Origin of the sequence: Bacillus sp. FSL K6-3200 (assembly GCF_038630485.1) — a bacterium.
GTDB classification, from domain to species: domain Bacteria; phylum Bacillota; class Bacilli; order Bacillales; family Bacillaceae; genus Bacillus; species Bacillus safensis.
In genome coordinates this window covers 2,053,004-2,069,029 of record NZ_CP152032.1, presented here as the reverse complement: position 1 = coordinate 2,069,029, position 16,026 = coordinate 2,053,004, and the positions used below count along the sequence as shown (strand labels likewise).

The following is a 16,026-nucleotide window of genomic DNA, read 5'->3' as shown; positions in this document are numbered from 1 at the left end:
CATGAAAAATTTGTGGAATTATTACATTCAAGTGAAACCTGTGCCTTTTCTGTATGTTCGATGAAGGAACGTGCTATAATACTTAAAAATATTGAATAACACAGGAGATTAACAGTGAAGTTCATCCAGACATTAATCTTAACTTTGTTGTGCGCATGTCTTGTTTATTTCGGCTTTATATACGTTTCACAAATCGATCAAGTCAAGAAAACAGCTTCGCCGCAAAAAGCAGCAAAAGAAAACGATACAGCATTTGCGGCTGAAGAAACTCGTTCAACGAAAAAAGCAGAAACCACACATCATTCATTAAAAGGAAGCAAAAAAGCCATGGACGTCATTCTCTACAATCAAATGGATGCGCCAAGGCTTTATAACGGATGCGAAGTCACGAGCTTAGCGATGCTGCTTCATTACAGCGGCTATGAGCAAGTAACGAAAAACGCATTGGCAAATGAAATCAAACGCGTTCCGCTCAATTATGAAAATGGTTTAAAAGGAGACCCACGTGACGGGTTTGTAGGAGATATGGAGAATGGGCCGGGTCTTGGTGTTTACCATGAACCTATCTATCAGCTTGCGAAAAAATACGCGGGCGATCAAGTTGTCGACTTAACCGGAAAGCCTGTCAAAAAAGCCATCTATCAATCACTTGAAAAGGGCTATCCTGTCTGGGTGATTACGACATCCACCTTTGACAAAACAGATAACATCGAGACTTGGAATACCCCAAATGGCAAAATAAATGTAAGCTTTAATGTGCATAGCGTGGTCATCACAGGCTATGACAAGGAGCATGTCTACTTGAATAATCCGTACGGAGAAAAGAATCAAAAGGTCGACCGTGATCAGTTTGAAGATTCTTGGGAACAGATGGGCAGTCAGGCGATTATCATTAAAGCGTAAAAAAACAACCTCTATTCACATAGAGGTTGTTTTTAATGCTTCATTTTTCTAGTAATTCCTTCAGGCGGTTTTCCAGCTTTTCAGCTGTCATCGCACCTCCACCCAGGCTGAAGTATTCATCCCCTCTTTTTAATAAAAGTGTAGGATAACCGTTCACATGAAGTTGATGAACCTTCGCAAAGTCGGCATACGCATCATTGATCGCTTCTTTTGTTTTCATGCGTTCAATGACTGCGTCAGGATCAAGTTGATGCGCCAAAGCGATCTCCCGATACGTTTCTTCATCACTCAGGCTTTTTCCGTCTTGATAAAAAGCCTTTTGCATTGATGAAGCCAAGTACAATGCGCGCTCAGGTGCGATGGATCTTAATGCAGAAAAACCAATGGCCGCAGCCTCAGAGTCTAAAAGAAACGTTCCATTTGCTAACAGCTCCTGATAACGTTCTCCAAACTCGACACCAGTCAGCTGACTAATTCGCTGATTTGCTTCTGGAATGTGTGGATAATTCTTTATTGGAAGACTTCTTTCCCCTACAAATAAACCGCCCGACACAAGTGTGAGTGATATCTCCGGATGATTTTCATGGAAAGTGCGGATACTGTTTGAAAATCCATAACACCAGCCACAATACGCATCCCATACATAGATGAAAGACAATTCTTGCTCATTCATACGTTAGACTCCCCATTATCATTTTTAAGTAGCCATGAAACGGCTTATTCAGCTTCAGATACGACGGTAAAACGTTCTCCAACATGGGCTGCCTGCTCCACTTCATCAACCAGTGCAATGGCGTAGTCAGCATAGCTCACATAGCTGTCACCTTTAGAATTGACAATCAGATGGTCTTTCCCTTTCACGTAAGAACCTGTACGTTTGCCAGCTGGATTAAAGAATGCAGCTGGGCTGAGGAAGGTCCATTTTAATCCCTCTGTCTGTTGAAGATCTTTTAGATTTTCTCCTTGCTGTGAAGCCGTAGCAACAAATTCTTTAGGAAACTCTGGTGTGTCCACTAGTCTTGTTGTTTTCGCCTCATCTACAAATAGACTTCCTGCTCCGCCCACAACGATCAAACGAGTCTCAGGTGCCTCTTTTAAAATATCGATCAGCTTTTTCCCAGCTTCTACATGAAGATGCTCTTTTCCAGCAGGTGCGCCAAATGCATTTACAATCACATCAAAGCCTTTGATGTCTTCTGCTTGCAAGTGAAACACATCCTTCTCAAGAACAGCTAGTGATGAATCTGTCACCTTTTGTGCATCTCGGACGATCGCCGTTACTTCATGTCCTCTTGATTGAGCCTCTTTCACAATTTCTTGTCCTGCTTTACCTGTTGCGCCAATAATTCCAATTTTCATGTTAACTCCTCCTGCAATATAGTTTTATGCTGATAAAGAAAGGTGTAACTAATATGGTTACAACAGAGGTAAAAAAAATTGAATAGATCATCCAATTTTTTTGATTAGCACATGCGTTAGTTCACTTAATTTGATCTCAGCAAGTACTTGCTCCATCGCACTTTGAGCGCGGCATAAAATTAACTCAAGCACCGCTTGAATATTTGCACCGATCGGACAGTCAGGATTTGGGCTTTCATGAATTTGAAACAATTCCCCCTCATCCACGACTTCAACCGCTTTATACACATCGAGCAGTGTGATGTCGTCTTCACTGCGGTTCAGCTGAGAACCACCTTTGCCAAGACTCGTGGAGATTAGGCCTGCTTTTTTTAATTTACTCATAATGCGGCGGATGACCACTGGGTTTGTATTCACGCTTCCCGCGATATCCTCCGATGTCTGTAATGATCCTTTTTCAAGTGATAGCAAGGCCAGAATATGGACAGCGACAGTAAATCTGCTGCTGATTTTCATGTTTTCTCACCTCTGTTGTAATCATTATAGTTACACCATGTCACATTGTCAACAAAAAAGTCTGCCGAGCTACTCAGCAGACATAGATTGACGTGCTTCCATTTCTTCTTTCGTATAAATCATGCGCATTGGATTTCCTCCAACAAATGAGCCTGCTGGCACATCCTTATGAACAAGTGTACCAGCCGATACGATCGCTCCATCCCCAATGGTCACACCAGGTAAAATAGTTGAATTAGCTCCAATTAAGACTTCATCACCAATATAGACTTCCCCAAGTCTGTACTCTTTAATCAAATACTCATGGGACAGGATGGTCGTGTTATATCCGATCACACTATTCCGACCGACAGTGATTTTCTCAGGAAACATAAGATCAACCATCACCATTAAGGCAAACGCCGTATCCTCGCCGACCTTCATACGAAGAAAGGTTCGATATATCCAATTTTTCATTCCCATAAAAGGCGTGTACCTTGCCATTTGAATAAAAATGAAGTTTTTCACCACTTTGAAAAAAGGAACTGTCCGATAGACTTGCCGCAGCGAATTGACCCCTTTTACAGGATAACGATCTGTTTTTCTCAACTTAATCAGCTCCAACAATCGCCAGGAGATCACTCATTTTCTTCAGCATGAAATCAGGGCGATGCTTTAAAAGGGCCTCTTCTCCCTTAATAGACCAAGCAACACCTGCCGTTTTTGTCCCTGCCGCTTGACCAGACAAAATGTCGTGATAATTATCACCGACCATCACTGCTTCATGCGGATCACTGCCAAGCTTTGATAGTGCCAGCTGAACAGGCTCCGGATGCGGCTTCTCATTTTGTACATCATCGAGCGTCACAATGACCTCAAAGAACGGCTCTAAACCGGTCAGCTTCAATCCCATTAATACAGTATCCCGTATCTTCGTTGTGACAATACCGAGCTTAAATCCTCGATCCTGCAGGACTTTCAATGTGTCGATAACGGTCTCATATTCAGTCACAAGCAGATCATGCTGCTTATGATTAAACGTGCGGTACATCTGAATCATATCATCCGTCAAATCAGGGTCCATCGCAGAGAATGTATCAAATAAGGACGGACCAATGAAATGAAGAATATCATCACGGCTGTACTGACCAGGGTAATAATGATCCAGCGTATGCTGAAATGAAGCAATAATTAATTCATTTGTATTGATTAATGTGCCATCTAAATCAAATAGCACCGTGTTGATCGTCGATTCGTTCATATGGCTTCCTTTCTAACAGCTGCAAGTTCCCGCTTCCGCCAAATATAGCTAATAGCAGCTGTCAATAAAATTGCAGAAATCAGACGGATGACAAGAAGCGGCCATACTGGAATACCAAGTGGAATAAAAATCAGCGTATCTTCAACCACCGCATGGCAGGCAACGAGGAAAATAAAGGCAAGAGTTAAGTCCTTTTTACTCACACCATCCTCTTCCACTGCCTTCATCATCACGCCAGCTCCGTACGCCAGACCAATCGTTAATCCAGCCACCATCGTCATAGACGTATTTTCCTTCATTCCAAGCATTCTAGTAAAAGGTGACAGCCACTTAGACAGCGTATAAAGCCACCCTAAATCTCTCATGAATTGAATGATGATCATGAGCGGGATGACGATACAGGCGAGCTGGAGCACACCGAGTACAGCTTTTTGTAAAGCAAGCAGGACGATCATGTACCAGCTAGAAGGCACATCAGCCGCCTGAGCTGCCGTCAGCAGTCCATATTGCGCCGGCTCCTCGCCTCCCTGCCAAACGAGATGAATGACAATAGCCGAAATAACAGCAAGACTGATTCTGACCAGCAAAATCACAGACACTCTCAGTCCAACCTTTGCTGCCACTGTCGATTCGATGATTAGGTTATGGCAAAAGGACAGCATCACTGCCAAAATAAACACTTCCTTCACAGGAAGCTCTAATGTCAAAATGGCTGCAATCCCCGCATACAAGTTCAGCATATTTCCTAATACAAGCGGAATAGCCGCTTCTCCCGAAAGACCAAACAACCCCATAAATGGCCGAATGAATTGGATGATCCAATCCATGACAGGCGTATGCTGCAAGATACTGACGAGAATGGTCACTGGAAAGATGACTTTGCCAAGTGTCCAGGTTGTCGATAGCCCTGCTTTCAAGCCGTTTTTCCATGTCTCTCCCATCTCTTCTGATCCCCCCTGCTTAATTCGATGAGTTGTTCTCTTTATATTGTATTGATGCGTATCCTTTCATTCTTCTAAAGAAAATCAGTAGAACAGCCACTGCGAATATCGCAATCGAAATCATCTGTGCGATTCGAAGGTGCTCTGTCAGCATTAAACTGTCTGTTCTCATCCCTTCAATGAAGAAACGGCCGATTGAATACCAAATTAAATAAGACAAGAAGATTTCGCCTCTGCGCAGCGAAGTTCTGCGTAATAAAATCAAGATGACAACACCAACAAGATTCCATAATGATTCGTATAAGAACGTCGGATGATAATAAGTACCATCAATATACATTTGATTAATGATAAACTCAGGCAGATGCAAATTTTCTAAAAAGGTTCTTGAAACCGCCTCACCATGCGCTTCTTGGTTAATAAAGTTCCCCCAGCGTCCAATTGCCTGCCCTAGTAAAATACTAGGTGCTGCGACGTCAGCTATTTTCCAAAAGGATACCTTTCTCACTTTTGTAAAAACGATGGCTGTTAGCACGGCACCGATCAGCCCGCCATGAATCGCAATTCCACCATTCCAAATTTTAATGATTTCGTTTGGGTGCTGCTGATAGTAATCCCATTCGAAGGATACATAATAAATTCGGGCACAAATAATCGCTATTGGAATGGCAAATAAGATTAAGTCAATAAACGTATCTTTATTGATTCCTCTTTTTTCACATTCTCTCAGTGCGAGCCAAAGTCCAAGCAAGGCCCCGACCCCAATAATCACACCATACCAATGAACCGAAATAGGTCCGAGCTGAAAAGCGATCGGATCAATTGGCTGAATTGCTTCGTTCATATAGTCAACTCCTATTCATCCTGGCCATTGTCTTCAATGACATCGGCAAGTTTACTTGTAAATTGTTCTGCTGCATTATGTCCCATACGTTTCAGCCTGAAGTTCATCGCAGCCACCTCAATGATGACCGCTAAGTTTCGACCTGGCCGCACAGGGATCGTCAGCTTCGGCACATCTGTATCGATGATTCGCATTTTCTCTTCTTCAAGTCCTAAACGATCATACTGTTTGCCTTGTTCCCAAAGCTCAAGGTTCATTACAATCGTAATTCTCTTATAGCTTCTGACAGCACCTGCTCCAAATAAGGTCATCACATTAATAATGCCTAACCCGCGGATTTCTAAAAGATGTTCAATCAGCTCTGGTGCGCTCCCGACTAACGTATCCTGATCCTCTTGACGGATTTCCACGCAATCGTCTGCGACCAGCCGATGTCCCCTCTTCACTAATTCTAAGGCTGTTTCACTTTTTCCTACTCCGCTTTTCCCAATTAACAACACACCTACACCATATACATCTACGAGCACACCATGAATGGCAGTCGTTGGTGCAAGCTTACTTTCTAAAAAGTTGGTCAATCGACTCGAAAGTCTTGTCGTTTTTAGGCTAGATCGTAAAACGGGCACGCCATTTTCATTTGATGCTTCGATTAATTCCTTCGGGACATCACGATCTCGTGACAAAATAATAGCAGGGGTAATATCTGTACAAAGAGACATCATTCTCTGCTTTCGTTCGCGTTCTGGGAGCTGTTCAAAAAAAGAAAGCTCTGTTTTCCCTAAAAGTTGAACTCTTTCTTTTGGGTAATATGTAAAATAACCAGCCATTTCAATACCTGGTCTGGAAAGATCACTGATTGTAATGGGACGATTAATCCCTTCTTCCCCACTTACCAGTTCAAGATGAAATTGTTCCATTATGTCCTTCGTACGAACTTTCGGCACGCTTCTTCCTCCTTTTATCACAGGCGATTCAGAAATACAGCTCTATTTTATCACTTTCAATGATGAACCCAAAACAGTATTTTATCCTGTTCCTGTTTCACTGCCCTAACTGGTATAGACAACTATACTTAAAAAGAGTAAACTGAAAGCAAAGATAACGAATAAGGGGGCTCAAACATGAGCGGTTCTTTATTGCTCTCCAATATTCATATTGTGACAAAATCAAAGATCATTGAAAACGGTTTTGTCGGTTTACGCGATGGCAAGATTGACTATATTTCAACATCACCACCGACAGGAAATTATGAAAAAGTATATATTTCCCGGGAAAACTTTTATTTACTCCCCGGAATGATTGATATTCACATCCATGGAGGATATGGTGCAGACATGATGGATGCGACGGCAGAAGCGATGAATACACTCGCTGACAACCTACCGTCAGAAGGAACGACAAGTTTTTTAGCGACAACCATCACACAAAACCATCATGAGATTGAGCAGGCACTTAAAAATGTCGCTCAGTGGAAACAAAGTAATGAAGCACAAGCAGGAAGTCAGGCACAATGTATAGGAATCCATCTCGAAGGTCCATTTATTTCTAAAGATAAGGCAGGGGCACAGCCTGTTCAATGGATTAAACAGCCGGACATCCCACTTTTTAAAAAATGGCTGGATGCTTCTGATCAGCTCATTCGAATTGTCACGTTTGCGCCTGAGGAAGACACAGATTTTGCATTTCTTTCTCTATTACAAGAAAAGAACATTATTCCTTCTATTGGACATACGAATGCCCATCATGACATGATAAATTTAGCAGCTAAGCATGGTGCACGCCATGTAACGCATCTTTATAACGCAATAAGTTCGTTTCAGCACCGTGAACCGAACGCTGTAGGTGCTGCTCTTACGAACGAGAACCTTTATACTGAGCTGATCACAGATGGGATTCACTCCCATCCTCTTTCCATCAAGCTTGCGTATTTGGCGAAAGGAAGTGATCGTTTAATCATGATTACAGACTCGATGCGTGCAAAAGGGCTCGGGAATGGAACGTACGAATTTGGTGGTCAGACGGTCACAGTCAGCAGCGAAAAAGCATTGCTGGACAATGGTACACTTGCAGGATCGATTTTACGAATGAAAGATGGCGTCAAACGGATGAAACAGCTCACCGATTGTGATTGGACAGAGATTGCGAAGATGACCTCAACCAATGCGGCCGCTCAGCTGGGACTTGATCAACAGCTCGGTTCCATCGAAGTTGGAAAACTAGCAGATTTGGTGATTTGGGATGAATCTGGTGAACTGATGATGACGATCTGCCGTGGACAAATCGTCTTTGAAAAAAAGGAGGCCAACCACTAATGAACATCATCGAATTTGAAAGCAAAGATCAATTAGGAAAAGAAGCAGCTGCCATTATTGCAAGTACAATAGCTGCTAAACCCGATGCCGTACTCGGCCTAGCAACAGGCGGTACACCTATTGATACTTACAAAGAGTTAATTCAACTTCATCAAGCGCGTCAATTGTCTTTCAAGCAAACAAAAACAATCAATTTAGATGAATATGCAGGACTTGATCCAGAACACGAAAATAGTTATATGACCTACATGAAACGTCATTTATTTGATCATATTGATCTCCCTCACGATCAGTATTTTCTTCCAGATGGCAATGCAGCTCATTTAGAAAAGGAATGCTTAAGATATGACCAGCTCATTGAGGATGTAGGCGGCATCGATCTTCAGCTCCTTGGAATCGGTCAAAATGGACATATTGGTTTTAACGAACCTGGTACCCCTTTCAACTCAAAGACTCATGTCGTGCAGTTAGACGAAAACACAAGACAGGCCAATGCTAGATACTTTTCGTCTATCGATGAGGTACCTACACATGCCATCACGATGGGAATTGCGAGCATTCTTTCAAGTAAAAAGATTCTCCTTCTTGCTTCAGGAAAATCAAAAGCGAAAGTGATACAATATTTAGAACAGGCAGAGATTCATCCAGACTTTCCAGCATCAGCACTGAAACTTCATGAAGATGTAACGGTTTTGATTGATCGAGAAGCTGGATCACTACGCTAAAAACGAGAGGATTTTCACATGTTTATTGATAAGCAGTCACCTATTCCGATGTACCATCAGATTATGGAGAACCTGAAAAAACAGATTGAGGATGGAACATTAGCACCTGATACACTCATTCCTTCTGAAAGAGAATATGCCGAACGCTTTGGTATTAGCCGAATGACTGTCAGACAAGCCTTATCGAATCTTGTGAACGAAGGATATTTGTATCGACAAAAAGGAAAAGGCACCTTTGTTAGCCGAAAAAAGTTTGAACAGCCGCTTCAAGGCTTAACAAGCTTTTCAGAGGATATGCGCCAGCGTGGACTCAAAGCATCAAGCCAGCTGATTGACTTCAAAAAAACTGCATGTCCAGAGCACTTGCTGCCAGTCTTACATCTGTCAAATAGTGATGCTGTATTTGAGCTCAAACGGATACGCCTTGCAAATGATGAACCGATGGCGATTGAAACGAGCTATATACCTGAAAGATTTGCCGGAGATTTAACAAAGAAACATTTAACTGGCTCTTTATATGAATATATAGAAACTCACACCGGACATGTCATTGCTCATGCAAAACAGGAACTTGAAGCCAATGTTGCCTCAAAGGAAGAAGCAAACTTGCTGTCTATTTCAGCAGGCGATCCTGTGCTGTCAATAACAAGAACGACTTTTTTTCAACAAGACACTCCATTTGAGTATGTCGTTTCTGTTTATAGAGGGGATCGTTACAAGCTCATTCATACAATGGAAAGATAAACAGTGCCCCCAACACGGAGCACTGTTTTTTATTTCCTAAGAAATTTTGTTTCACCATCATCTTTTGTATGAATTTTCCATATAGGTGAGATGGCTTTTCCTTGAAAACGATCTTTTGCTACAGTGTACCAATAATAATCTTCATTTGGCTTTAAGCCTTTCCACTCAAAGCTCGCTTTTTTGCCGCTTTTTATGCCTCGCGCCTCTCCTAGAAGAACATTCGTATACACATTGAGTTCAAAATAATTGGTTTTGACAGATTTCATTTTCGGTGTCAAATCCACATCGATTGAAAATTCATCCTTATCTCCATACGTTTTAGGATCATAAAAATGCTCTTGATTCAAGTAAGGTGAGTATGTCGTAAAATGAAGCTGATTTTTTTCTTGATCAGCTGTTATTACCCTCATAAACCCTTGACCACCTTCAGGTCCTGACTGATAATCGGCGAGTATTTGGTATACTTTCCTGTCTACTTTTCCATCATGGTCATCATCAAGCTCATCTACTTTCCTGCTTGCTCCGTGGTAATGACCGCTAAATACTGCCACAATATTAGGATGGCGTTTCACCACTTGGTGGAAGATGAGGTCGCCAATCGGGCTTCGATTGCCGCTCACTAACAAATACTCATGGAAATTTAAAATGACGATACGATCTGGATGCTCAGAAATTACACGGTTTAACCAATCAATTTCATCTTGCTTAATCCCCCAGCCCATGTACACCATCATATAATCATTGCCGCCGGCAGAGATGAGATCATAATGACCTTTATTGTTTCGATAGGATTCACCATAGTAAGGCTTATCAGCAAAGCGTTTTTCCCCGAAATATTTCCCGTATTCCGCATATAAACCGTCCTTGTGTCTAACATCATGATTTCCTGCTAAAACACCATAGGGAATGTGATTCTCATCTAATACACGCATAAATGTATCAGCACGCTGCCATTGCTTATCCTTTGAATCATCCACAATATCGCCTGTATGGAACACATATTGAATGTTTAATTTTTCCCTCTGATCTCTGATCCATTCGACCATTTGTTTAAAGATATGTGGATAACTCTTTGCATAATATTGAGTGTCAGACATCCATACCATCTTATATGGCTTTTGCGATTTGCTGATTTCATCCTGTACTAGCAAATCAAACGTTTGATTCTTCATGTACTGTCTCACTGACAGCAGCCCTTTCAGGTAAAATTCCTTTGTATCCTTGGCAAAGTGATGAGTGATTTTATCCCACTTTTCCTGCTGGTGATTCCACGCGTACATTGTCACCTTTCTCCCTGACAGTGAACTCCCTTTCCATACAGCTTCGACGACATCCTTTTCACGTACATCATGATGAACCTTAATTTGAAAACGGTGATAAGGAAAACGCTGTAAATCCTTCGTTTCAACTGCCTTCCCATCAACAAATGCAATGCGGTTCCTTTCTTGATCAGAAAAAATCATTTCTCCTTTTTGGAGATAACTCTTTGGCGGTTCTGTCTCTGCTGCATACTTAAAAATCTTCATTGAAGGATGCAGCGATGTATATTGATAGGCACGATAAAAAGAGTAATCTAACTTATCATTCGTTGGATCCTTTGTTAGCACAGTTTGCTTTGATGATTTCATTTTCGTCTTATCTGCCACCCGTTCTGGTGTTTCAGGATGCTCATGTACCGTCTTGAACTCTTTTTTCAACGTCGATACGTTCCCGGCAGCGTCTTTTGCATTGATTGTCAATGTGTGCTTCCCAGGCTTTAATTCACTAGAGGATGTCTGATATGGCAAAGAAACTGGTTTGCCATCTACATATGCCTTCAACTCCTCAATGTCACTCCAACGGTCCGTTACTTTTGCTTTTAATGTAAAGGCGCCTTTATATTGATCCTTTGCTTGTACGTTGGTTTTGATTCTCGGCCCAGTATTATCAACTTTCACACGTACTGAAGCATGCTCGTCTGAGGTTTTGGCCTCAATCAAGTGCGGCCCTTCTTTCAGCCTTTTTGTGTCCCACTTTAGATAGGTTGAGACATAAGCCTCTTTTGGAATCTCAAATTGAAACGTTCTCACCTTTTTGGCATTCCCGCCGTCTCCCATTCTCCATTCTTTTTGCGGCTTCGCATTGATTGGCGGGATTTGTGTTCCATTCGATAAGATCATCCTGACATTTTTCAATTCAAAATCATCATGATTCTCTCCAGGAAGCCGATCCATCGGAGAAGACTTCGTGCCAGCGTGGAAAGAGATCGTTTGAAGACCTGCCTTTTTTATCTCTTCTTCGGGTATTGGCATTGTATAGGTACGATACACTTTTGTCGAATCATCAAAAACAGAAAGTAAATGCTTACCTATAGACACACCATTTTTAAAATATAAATTTGTTCCTTTGACATCAAATGCGATATATGGATCTGCTTCAAGGGCAGAGGATACTTGCTGATTCCGTTTTCCATCTATCCGCAATTCGATGCTTTTTTTCTGATCAGACGTTGCCTTTAATGAAAATAACCCTGAAACCGTATCTCCCTCTTCTACATTGAATCGGAGACCGTGGGCTTTGCTGATCTGCTCCACATCAATCGTCTTTTTCAACGTCTTGGCTTCATTTTCGCCGTCTGACGCTTCAAGCTGATATTCCAATTGTTCCTTCCCAATCAACTCAGGTGAATAAATAATATGATGAAATAACCGGTCATTATGGTCTTTTTGCAGCAGAATTTCCTTGAACGCATCTTTTCGATTCGTTCGATAGCGCAGCTTGACGGTTTTCACGTCCTGATCATCTTGGACATCTGCTTTAATCTCTACGCTTTCAGTTGGTTTCACTGGCTTCCTCACTGTCATATCTTCAATCACAGGTTTATGGATATCTTGAGAAATTTCCTTTTTTTCAGATGGAATTTGTGCTTTTAGTACTTTACCTGGAGTGGGTTCTTCCTCGATTTTCGAGATCAGTTTCATCTGCGTCGTACCATCCATTGGATACTTAAACAGCAAGGATTTATGCTCGCTAAACCATGATGGCTTCAAGCGAAATGCGGCAGAAGAAATTTCTTCACCTATATTTGTTGTGATCGAAACAAGACGAGATTTAGAGTTGGACAGCCCTTTGCTCTCGATAATGGATAAATGCTCGCCCTCTTTTAATTGGCTTTTGTACATGGCATTAAAGTCCGCTGCAGTTAAATGCTCCTGCCCTTTTTTTCTCAGCCAGAAAACATAAGGTTTTCCAGGTGAAATGGTGACTGGATTTGTGTGGAAGGAATATACATCATCCATTTCGATACCATGAGCAGGATTGCGATAGCGGAGCTGATAATGTTTAAGAGAGATAGGCGCATGTGTCGTGTTATACACTTCGATAAACTCAAAAGCATCTTTGCCTTTTCGGTTTTTTGAATTGACGACAATTTCTGTGATGAATAAGTCCGGAATATGTGAAAGATCCTCTTCAAATCCATTTAAATGAACCGATTTCTCAGCCGTTTTGATCACTGATTTTTGTGTAAGGAACTCTGTATAGTAACGAACGGTTGGATTCCATAATTGATCTGGTGGAATTTTCGCTGTAAATTCTGGTTTCATTCCTGGCAGCCGTTCCATTGGAATCAAGCGGTACCCCAGTTCATCACTTTGTTTATAGTACAAGTTCGCAGACAAAATCTGTTCTTGGTCACTAATGGACGCACGAAACTGAAGATCATGGCTTTTTCCTTGAACCGGGCGGACGTCCACATGAAATTGATCAAAGATAAAAGGAGAAAAAGGCTTGTCTGGTACATTCACTTCTGTTTGAAGAAAAGGCCCTGCTGAAGCAGGCTGACTGAAACAAAAAAGAATGATAAAAAAACATAAAAGCATAATTTGTCTGCTCACGTTCACCATCTTGCACCGCCTCCCTTCGGATATTGTGTCTCCTGAAGGGGGTTTTTATGTCAGATGGAAAGGAGAAACGATACAAATTTGCACAAAAAAAACCGTTAGCTTTTTTTCGCTAACGGCTCTACAATTCCTTTTTGTATCAACAGATGGAAAATGGATAAAATGACAGCCATCCAAATGGCCGTTCCGAACCCATCAATGTTAAAGCTATCCCCCATAAAGCTCGATGTCATCATTAGTGTAATGGCATTAATGACAAATAAGAACAATCCAAGTGAAAGGACGGTCACTGGAAGCGTTAAAATGATCAAAAACGGCTTCACTAAAATATTGAGCAAGGACAAAATGATACTTGCCACAATGGCTGCGCCGAACCCTTCAATATACACGCTACCGAGCCCAGGCAGAATGCCCGAATCAAAATATCCAGCAATGACGATTAAAAGTAATGCATTTACTAAAATACTGATGATCCATCTAAGCATTTAGTTAGTGCCTTCTTCCGGAACAACAAAATACCAGATGAAGTAGATCAGGAAGATCGGCATAAATGCTGTCAAAAATCCGATGATGACGGTTAAAATGCGAAGCAGGGATGCATCCACGCTTAAGTATTCCGCAAGTCCACCAACAACACCCGCTATTTTTTTATCTGTTGCTGAACGATAAAGCTTCTTCATGTAGAATCACTCCTTGTCTGATTGGTGCTTTACTTGTATTGAGCCTGTTTTTGTTTCTGCAAAAATGGATATACTGTGCACCGCTTGTTGATTGGCTTTGATCATTTTCTCTTTTTGTAATGTTTCATTTTTCTCTTTAATCATCTCTGCATCAAGTAAATCGTGAGAGATAGACCCGAGATTGCTTTTCAGCTCAGCAGTTACTGCACAAGCACGCGGGATTTGAACGTCCACACTGCCTGTTGTCGTTTTCGCATAGATGGAACGGCACTTTTCATCTGACAGCTGAACAGCAATATTTCCGTTAAAGCTTTGGGCATCAATTGATTCACTTTTCCCGCGCAGGTCTATGAGCCCATTGATGGTTTCTACTTCAATCATACCACACTCGTGATCTGCCAGTTTAATTTGTCCGTTTGCTGTTTCAATTCCGACTTTTTCTGCTTGTAACGAAGCAAAAGAGACAACACCATTTGTCGTTTTCGCGGCAAGTTCTTTTGTCTTTAGCTTTTCCCCGCGAATCGGCCCATTAAACAGCTTGATCTTGATCTTATCGTATTGGATACGCGGTACGTATAAAGTAACATTGACCTTCATCGTCTTTTTTTCAGTTCGAATAAAAAATTTATCTCCTTCAAGCCCGCAGTCCAATTGATTGAGAAATTGCTGTCTTGCCTGCTCTCCATCCTCTGCACGGTAGATTTTCGCATGACACTCAGCTCGAATATCTCGATCGTCCCAAGGCATCACGTTGAGGCTGCCGTTCGCCAATTGAATATCTAAATGAGAAAGCGATGCGTCCTTGAACTGAAAAATATGCTCAACATCAACTGACTGTCCAAAGTTCAAATCAAGATCCACGTCTTTTACCTTTTTCACCGCAGAATCTAACCAGCCAAACAGCTTTGCCCCAAGGTTTTCGGTGCCATTTCCTTTGCTCTCTGCTCCAGCTTTTTCTTCATGAAAGGTGTGCTCAGCTGTAGACTTTTCTAATGAGACTGACTGACCTTCTTCTAGTTTTTCTAAAAGCGTAATTGCTTCTTTTGCTGACAATATCCCGTCTTCTACTAATTTTAAAATTCGTTCTTTTTCATTCATACAAAGCCCTCCTAAGATTTGATGGATTGAAGTACTTTAATACCTTGAATGATATTCCAAATGACAGAGATCAAAAAGCCAATGACTACTAAAAAAGACAAGATGAACACCGTCATGACTGGCATAAGTGAGTCGCCTGCTTGTGTCGCCAATAAAAATGGGATAGACCCAAAAACCAACAGAATGCACGCCGCGACTGGCAAAAGATGTGACCATAATGCCCGCATCGCGTGCCGCTTCGTTTCCTTTTGATCTACTACAAAAAACGCCACGATCGGTACGATAAACGGCATAAAAAATACACTAAAGTAACAAATAGAAGCAATAATCGACTGATCTCTATTCATATATATTCGCTCCTTTATAACGAAAATTCCTTTCTAACTCATACGTTTATTGCGTATAAAAAGTTTCAAAATCATTCGATTTACATATGACCTTAGACACAAATTATTTCTTTTTGCACCTAAGAGTAGATTCTTCACAGATTACCCTTTAAAATATGTTGAAAAGATGGTGATTATCAATATAGGGGGTAATTATTTTGACAGATCATCATAATTCAAAACAAACGGCTCAAACGCTTTTAGACCTTATACAGAAACAGAAAAGCATGAACAGCGATATGATCAAGGAGCTTGAGACCATTCATCCGTCTCATCCAAAGTATGGTGATATCCGTTATTTAAAGGTATTGCTCGACAGCAGCAGCACCCATATTTTAAAGGATTTAACGCACCTCACTAATTTAATGCCGAAGGAAGATGTGCAATAAAAGAAAAA

Annotated in this window: 18 protein-coding genes; 5 read left to right on the top strand and 13 right to left on the bottom strand. The window is 41.4% G+C overall.

Features of this window, described 5'->3' with window-relative positions; genetic code table 11:
- Window positions 1-114: 114 nt before the first annotated feature.
- Window positions 115-903, top strand: a complete 789-nt coding sequence (locus tag MHI60_RS10390; RefSeq protein WP_144483624.1) for a C39 family peptidase — start codon at window positions 115-117, stop codon at window positions 901-903.
- Window positions 904-943: 40 nt separating this feature from the next.
- Here MHI60_RS10390 and MHI60_RS10385 read toward each other — a convergent pair whose 3' ends face one another.
- The 8 genes from MHI60_RS10385 to hprK form a co-directional block, all read right to left on the bottom strand.
- Window positions 944-1,576 (bottom strand): DsbA family protein, encoded by a 633-nt coding sequence (locus tag MHI60_RS10385; protein ID WP_095409638.1) that lies wholly within the window; start codon window positions 1,574-1,576, stop codon window positions 944-946.
- Between the two features lie 44 nt (window positions 1,577-1,620).
- Window positions 1,621-2,262 carry an NAD(P)-dependent oxidoreductase gene (locus MHI60_RS10380; protein ID WP_024423566.1) on the bottom strand — a complete coding sequence of 214 codons (642 nt, stop codon included), beginning with the start codon at window positions 2,260-2,262 and terminating at the stop codon, window positions 1,621-1,623.
- 87 nt (window positions 2,263-2,349) lie between these two features.
- Window positions 2,350-2,778 (bottom strand): Rrf2 family transcriptional regulator, encoded by a 429-nt coding sequence (locus MHI60_RS10375; RefSeq protein ID WP_024423567.1) that lies wholly within the window; start codon window positions 2,776-2,778, stop codon window positions 2,350-2,352.
- 69 nt (window positions 2,779-2,847) lie between these two features.
- Entirely contained in the window at window positions 2,848-3,366 is a 519-nt protein-coding gene (locus tag MHI60_RS10370) for an acyltransferase (protein ID WP_056765708.1), read from the bottom strand.
- 1 nt (window position 3,367) lies between these two features.
- Window positions 3,368-4,018, bottom strand: coding sequence for a pyrophosphatase PpaX (gene ppaX / locus MHI60_RS10365; RefSeq protein WP_144483629.1), 651 nt, complete (start codon window positions 4,016-4,018; stop codon window positions 3,368-3,370).
- Window positions 4,015-4,959 (bottom strand): nucleoside recognition domain-containing protein, encoded by a 945-nt coding sequence (locus tag MHI60_RS10360; RefSeq protein ID WP_144483632.1) that lies wholly within the window; start codon window positions 4,957-4,959, stop codon window positions 4,015-4,017. Before MHI60_RS10360 ends, ppaX begins: the two co-directional genes overlap by 4 nt.
- Window positions 4,960-4,978: 19 nt before the next feature.
- Window positions 4,979-5,803, bottom strand: coding sequence for a prolipoprotein diacylglyceryl transferase (gene lgt / locus MHI60_RS10355; protein WP_144483635.1), 825 nt, complete (start codon window positions 5,801-5,803; stop codon window positions 4,979-4,981).
- An 11-nt stretch (window positions 5,804-5,814) separates the two neighbouring features.
- Window positions 5,815-6,747 (bottom strand): HPr(Ser) kinase/phosphatase, encoded by a 933-nt coding sequence (hprK, locus tag MHI60_RS10350; RefSeq protein ID WP_024423572.1) that lies wholly within the window; start codon window positions 6,745-6,747, stop codon window positions 5,815-5,817.
- A gap of 177 nt (window positions 6,748-6,924) precedes the next feature.
- Here hprK and nagA point away from each other — a divergent pair, with 177 nt between their 5' ends.
- The 3 genes from nagA to MHI60_RS10335 are packed head-to-tail and all read left to right on the top strand — an operon-like array spanning window position 6,925 to window position 9,584.
- Window positions 6,925-8,115: an N-acetylglucosamine-6-phosphate deacetylase gene (nagA, locus tag MHI60_RS10345; protein ID WP_095409641.1), complete on the top strand. Its 1,191-nt coding sequence runs from the start codon at window positions 6,925-6,927 to the stop codon at window positions 8,113-8,115.
- Entirely contained in the window at window positions 8,115-8,840 is a 726-nt protein-coding gene (gene nagB / locus MHI60_RS10340) for a glucosamine-6-phosphate deaminase (protein ID WP_095409642.1), read from the top strand. Before nagA ends, nagB begins: the two co-directional genes overlap by 1 nt.
- Before the next feature lie 18 nt (window positions 8,841-8,858).
- Complete coding sequence (locus tag MHI60_RS10335) at window positions 8,859-9,584, top strand: GntR family transcriptional regulator (protein WP_144472055.1); 726 nt, start codon at window positions 8,859-8,861, stop codon at window positions 9,582-9,584.
- Between the two features lie 29 nt (window positions 9,585-9,613).
- Here the strand turns inward: MHI60_RS10335 and MHI60_RS10330 are convergent, their stop codons facing one another.
- From MHI60_RS10330 to MHI60_RS10310, 5 genes are all read right to left on the bottom strand, one after another.
- The gene (locus MHI60_RS10330) at window positions 9,614-13,468 is read right to left on the bottom strand and encodes a metallophosphoesterase (RefSeq protein WP_144483638.1); all 3,855 of its coding nucleotides are present in this window, start codon (window positions 13,466-13,468) and stop codon (window positions 9,614-9,616) included.
- A gap of 95 nt (window positions 13,469-13,563) precedes the next feature.
- Entirely contained in the window at window positions 13,564-13,950 is a 387-nt protein-coding gene (locus MHI60_RS10325; RefSeq protein WP_048237526.1) for a phage holin family protein, read from the bottom strand.
- The gene (locus MHI60_RS10320; protein WP_060698416.1) at window positions 13,951-14,145 is read right to left on the bottom strand and encodes a PspC domain-containing protein; all 195 of its coding nucleotides are present in this window, start codon (window positions 14,143-14,145) and stop codon (window positions 13,951-13,953) included.
- A gap of 6 nt (window positions 14,146-14,151) precedes the next feature.
- On the bottom strand, window positions 14,152-15,243 hold the full coding sequence (locus MHI60_RS10315; RefSeq protein ID WP_144472051.1) for a DUF4097 domain-containing protein: 1,092 nt from the start codon (window positions 15,241-15,243) through the stop codon (window positions 14,152-14,154).
- A gap of 11 nt (window positions 15,244-15,254) precedes the next feature.
- Window positions 15,255-15,590: a DUF4870 domain-containing protein gene (locus MHI60_RS10310; protein ID WP_144483640.1), complete on the bottom strand. Its 336-nt coding sequence runs from the start codon at window positions 15,588-15,590 to the stop codon at window positions 15,255-15,257.
- Window positions 15,591-15,787: 197 nt separating this feature from the next.
- Here MHI60_RS10310 and MHI60_RS10305 point away from each other — a divergent pair, with 197 nt between their 5' ends.
- Window positions 15,788-16,018, top strand: a complete 231-nt coding sequence (locus tag MHI60_RS10305) for a hypothetical protein (protein ID WP_144472049.1) — start codon at window positions 15,788-15,790, stop codon at window positions 16,016-16,018.
- Window positions 16,019-16,026: the final 8 nt, after the last annotated feature.

Coding starts and splice junctions, on each gene's coding strand:
- MHI60_RS10385 (WP_095409638.1), bottom strand. CDS start 1,576: ATGAATGAGCAAGAATTGTCTTTCATCTATGTATGGGATGCGTATTGT.
- MHI60_RS10380 (WP_024423566.1), bottom strand. CDS start 2,262: ATGAAAATTGGAATTATTGGCGCAACAGGTAAAGCAGGACAAGAAATT.
- MHI60_RS10375 (WP_024423567.1), bottom strand. CDS start 2,778: ATGAAAATCAGCAGCAGATTTACTGTCGCTGTCCATATTCTGGCCTTG.
- ppaX (WP_144483629.1), bottom strand. CDS start 4,018: ATGAACGAATCGACGATCAACACGGTGCTATTTGATTTAGATGGCACA.
- MHI60_RS10360 (WP_144483632.1), bottom strand. CDS start 4,959: ATGGGAGAGACATGGAAAAACGGCTTGAAAGCAGGGCTATCGACAACC.
- lgt (WP_144483635.1), bottom strand. CDS start 5,803: ATGAACGAAGCAATTCAGCCAATTGATCCGATCGCTTTTCAGCTCGGA.
- nagA (WP_095409641.1), top strand. CDS start 6,925: ATGAGCGGTTCTTTATTGCTCTCCAATATTCATATTGTGACAAAATCA.
- nagB (WP_095409642.1), top strand. CDS start 8,115: ATGAACATCATCGAATTTGAAAGCAAAGATCAATTAGGAAAAGAAGCA.
- MHI60_RS10335 (WP_144472055.1), top strand. CDS start 8,859: ATGTTTATTGATAAGCAGTCACCTATTCCGATGTACCATCAGATTATG.
- MHI60_RS10330 (WP_144483638.1), bottom strand. CDS start 13,468: ATGGTGAACGTGAGCAGACAAATTATGCTTTTATGTTTTTTTATCATT.
- MHI60_RS10325 (WP_048237526.1), bottom strand. CDS start 13,950: ATGCTTAGATGGATCATCAGTATTTTAGTAAATGCATTACTTTTAATC.
- MHI60_RS10320 (WP_060698416.1), bottom strand. CDS start 14,145: ATGAAGAAGCTTTATCGTTCAGCAACAGATAAAAAAATAGCGGGTGTT.
- MHI60_RS10315 (WP_144472051.1), bottom strand. CDS start 15,243: ATGAATGAAAAAGAACGAATTTTAAAATTAGTAGAAGACGGGATATTG.
- MHI60_RS10310 (WP_144483640.1), bottom strand. CDS start 15,590: ATGAATAGAGATCAGTCGATTATTGCTTCTATTTGTTACTTTAGTGTA.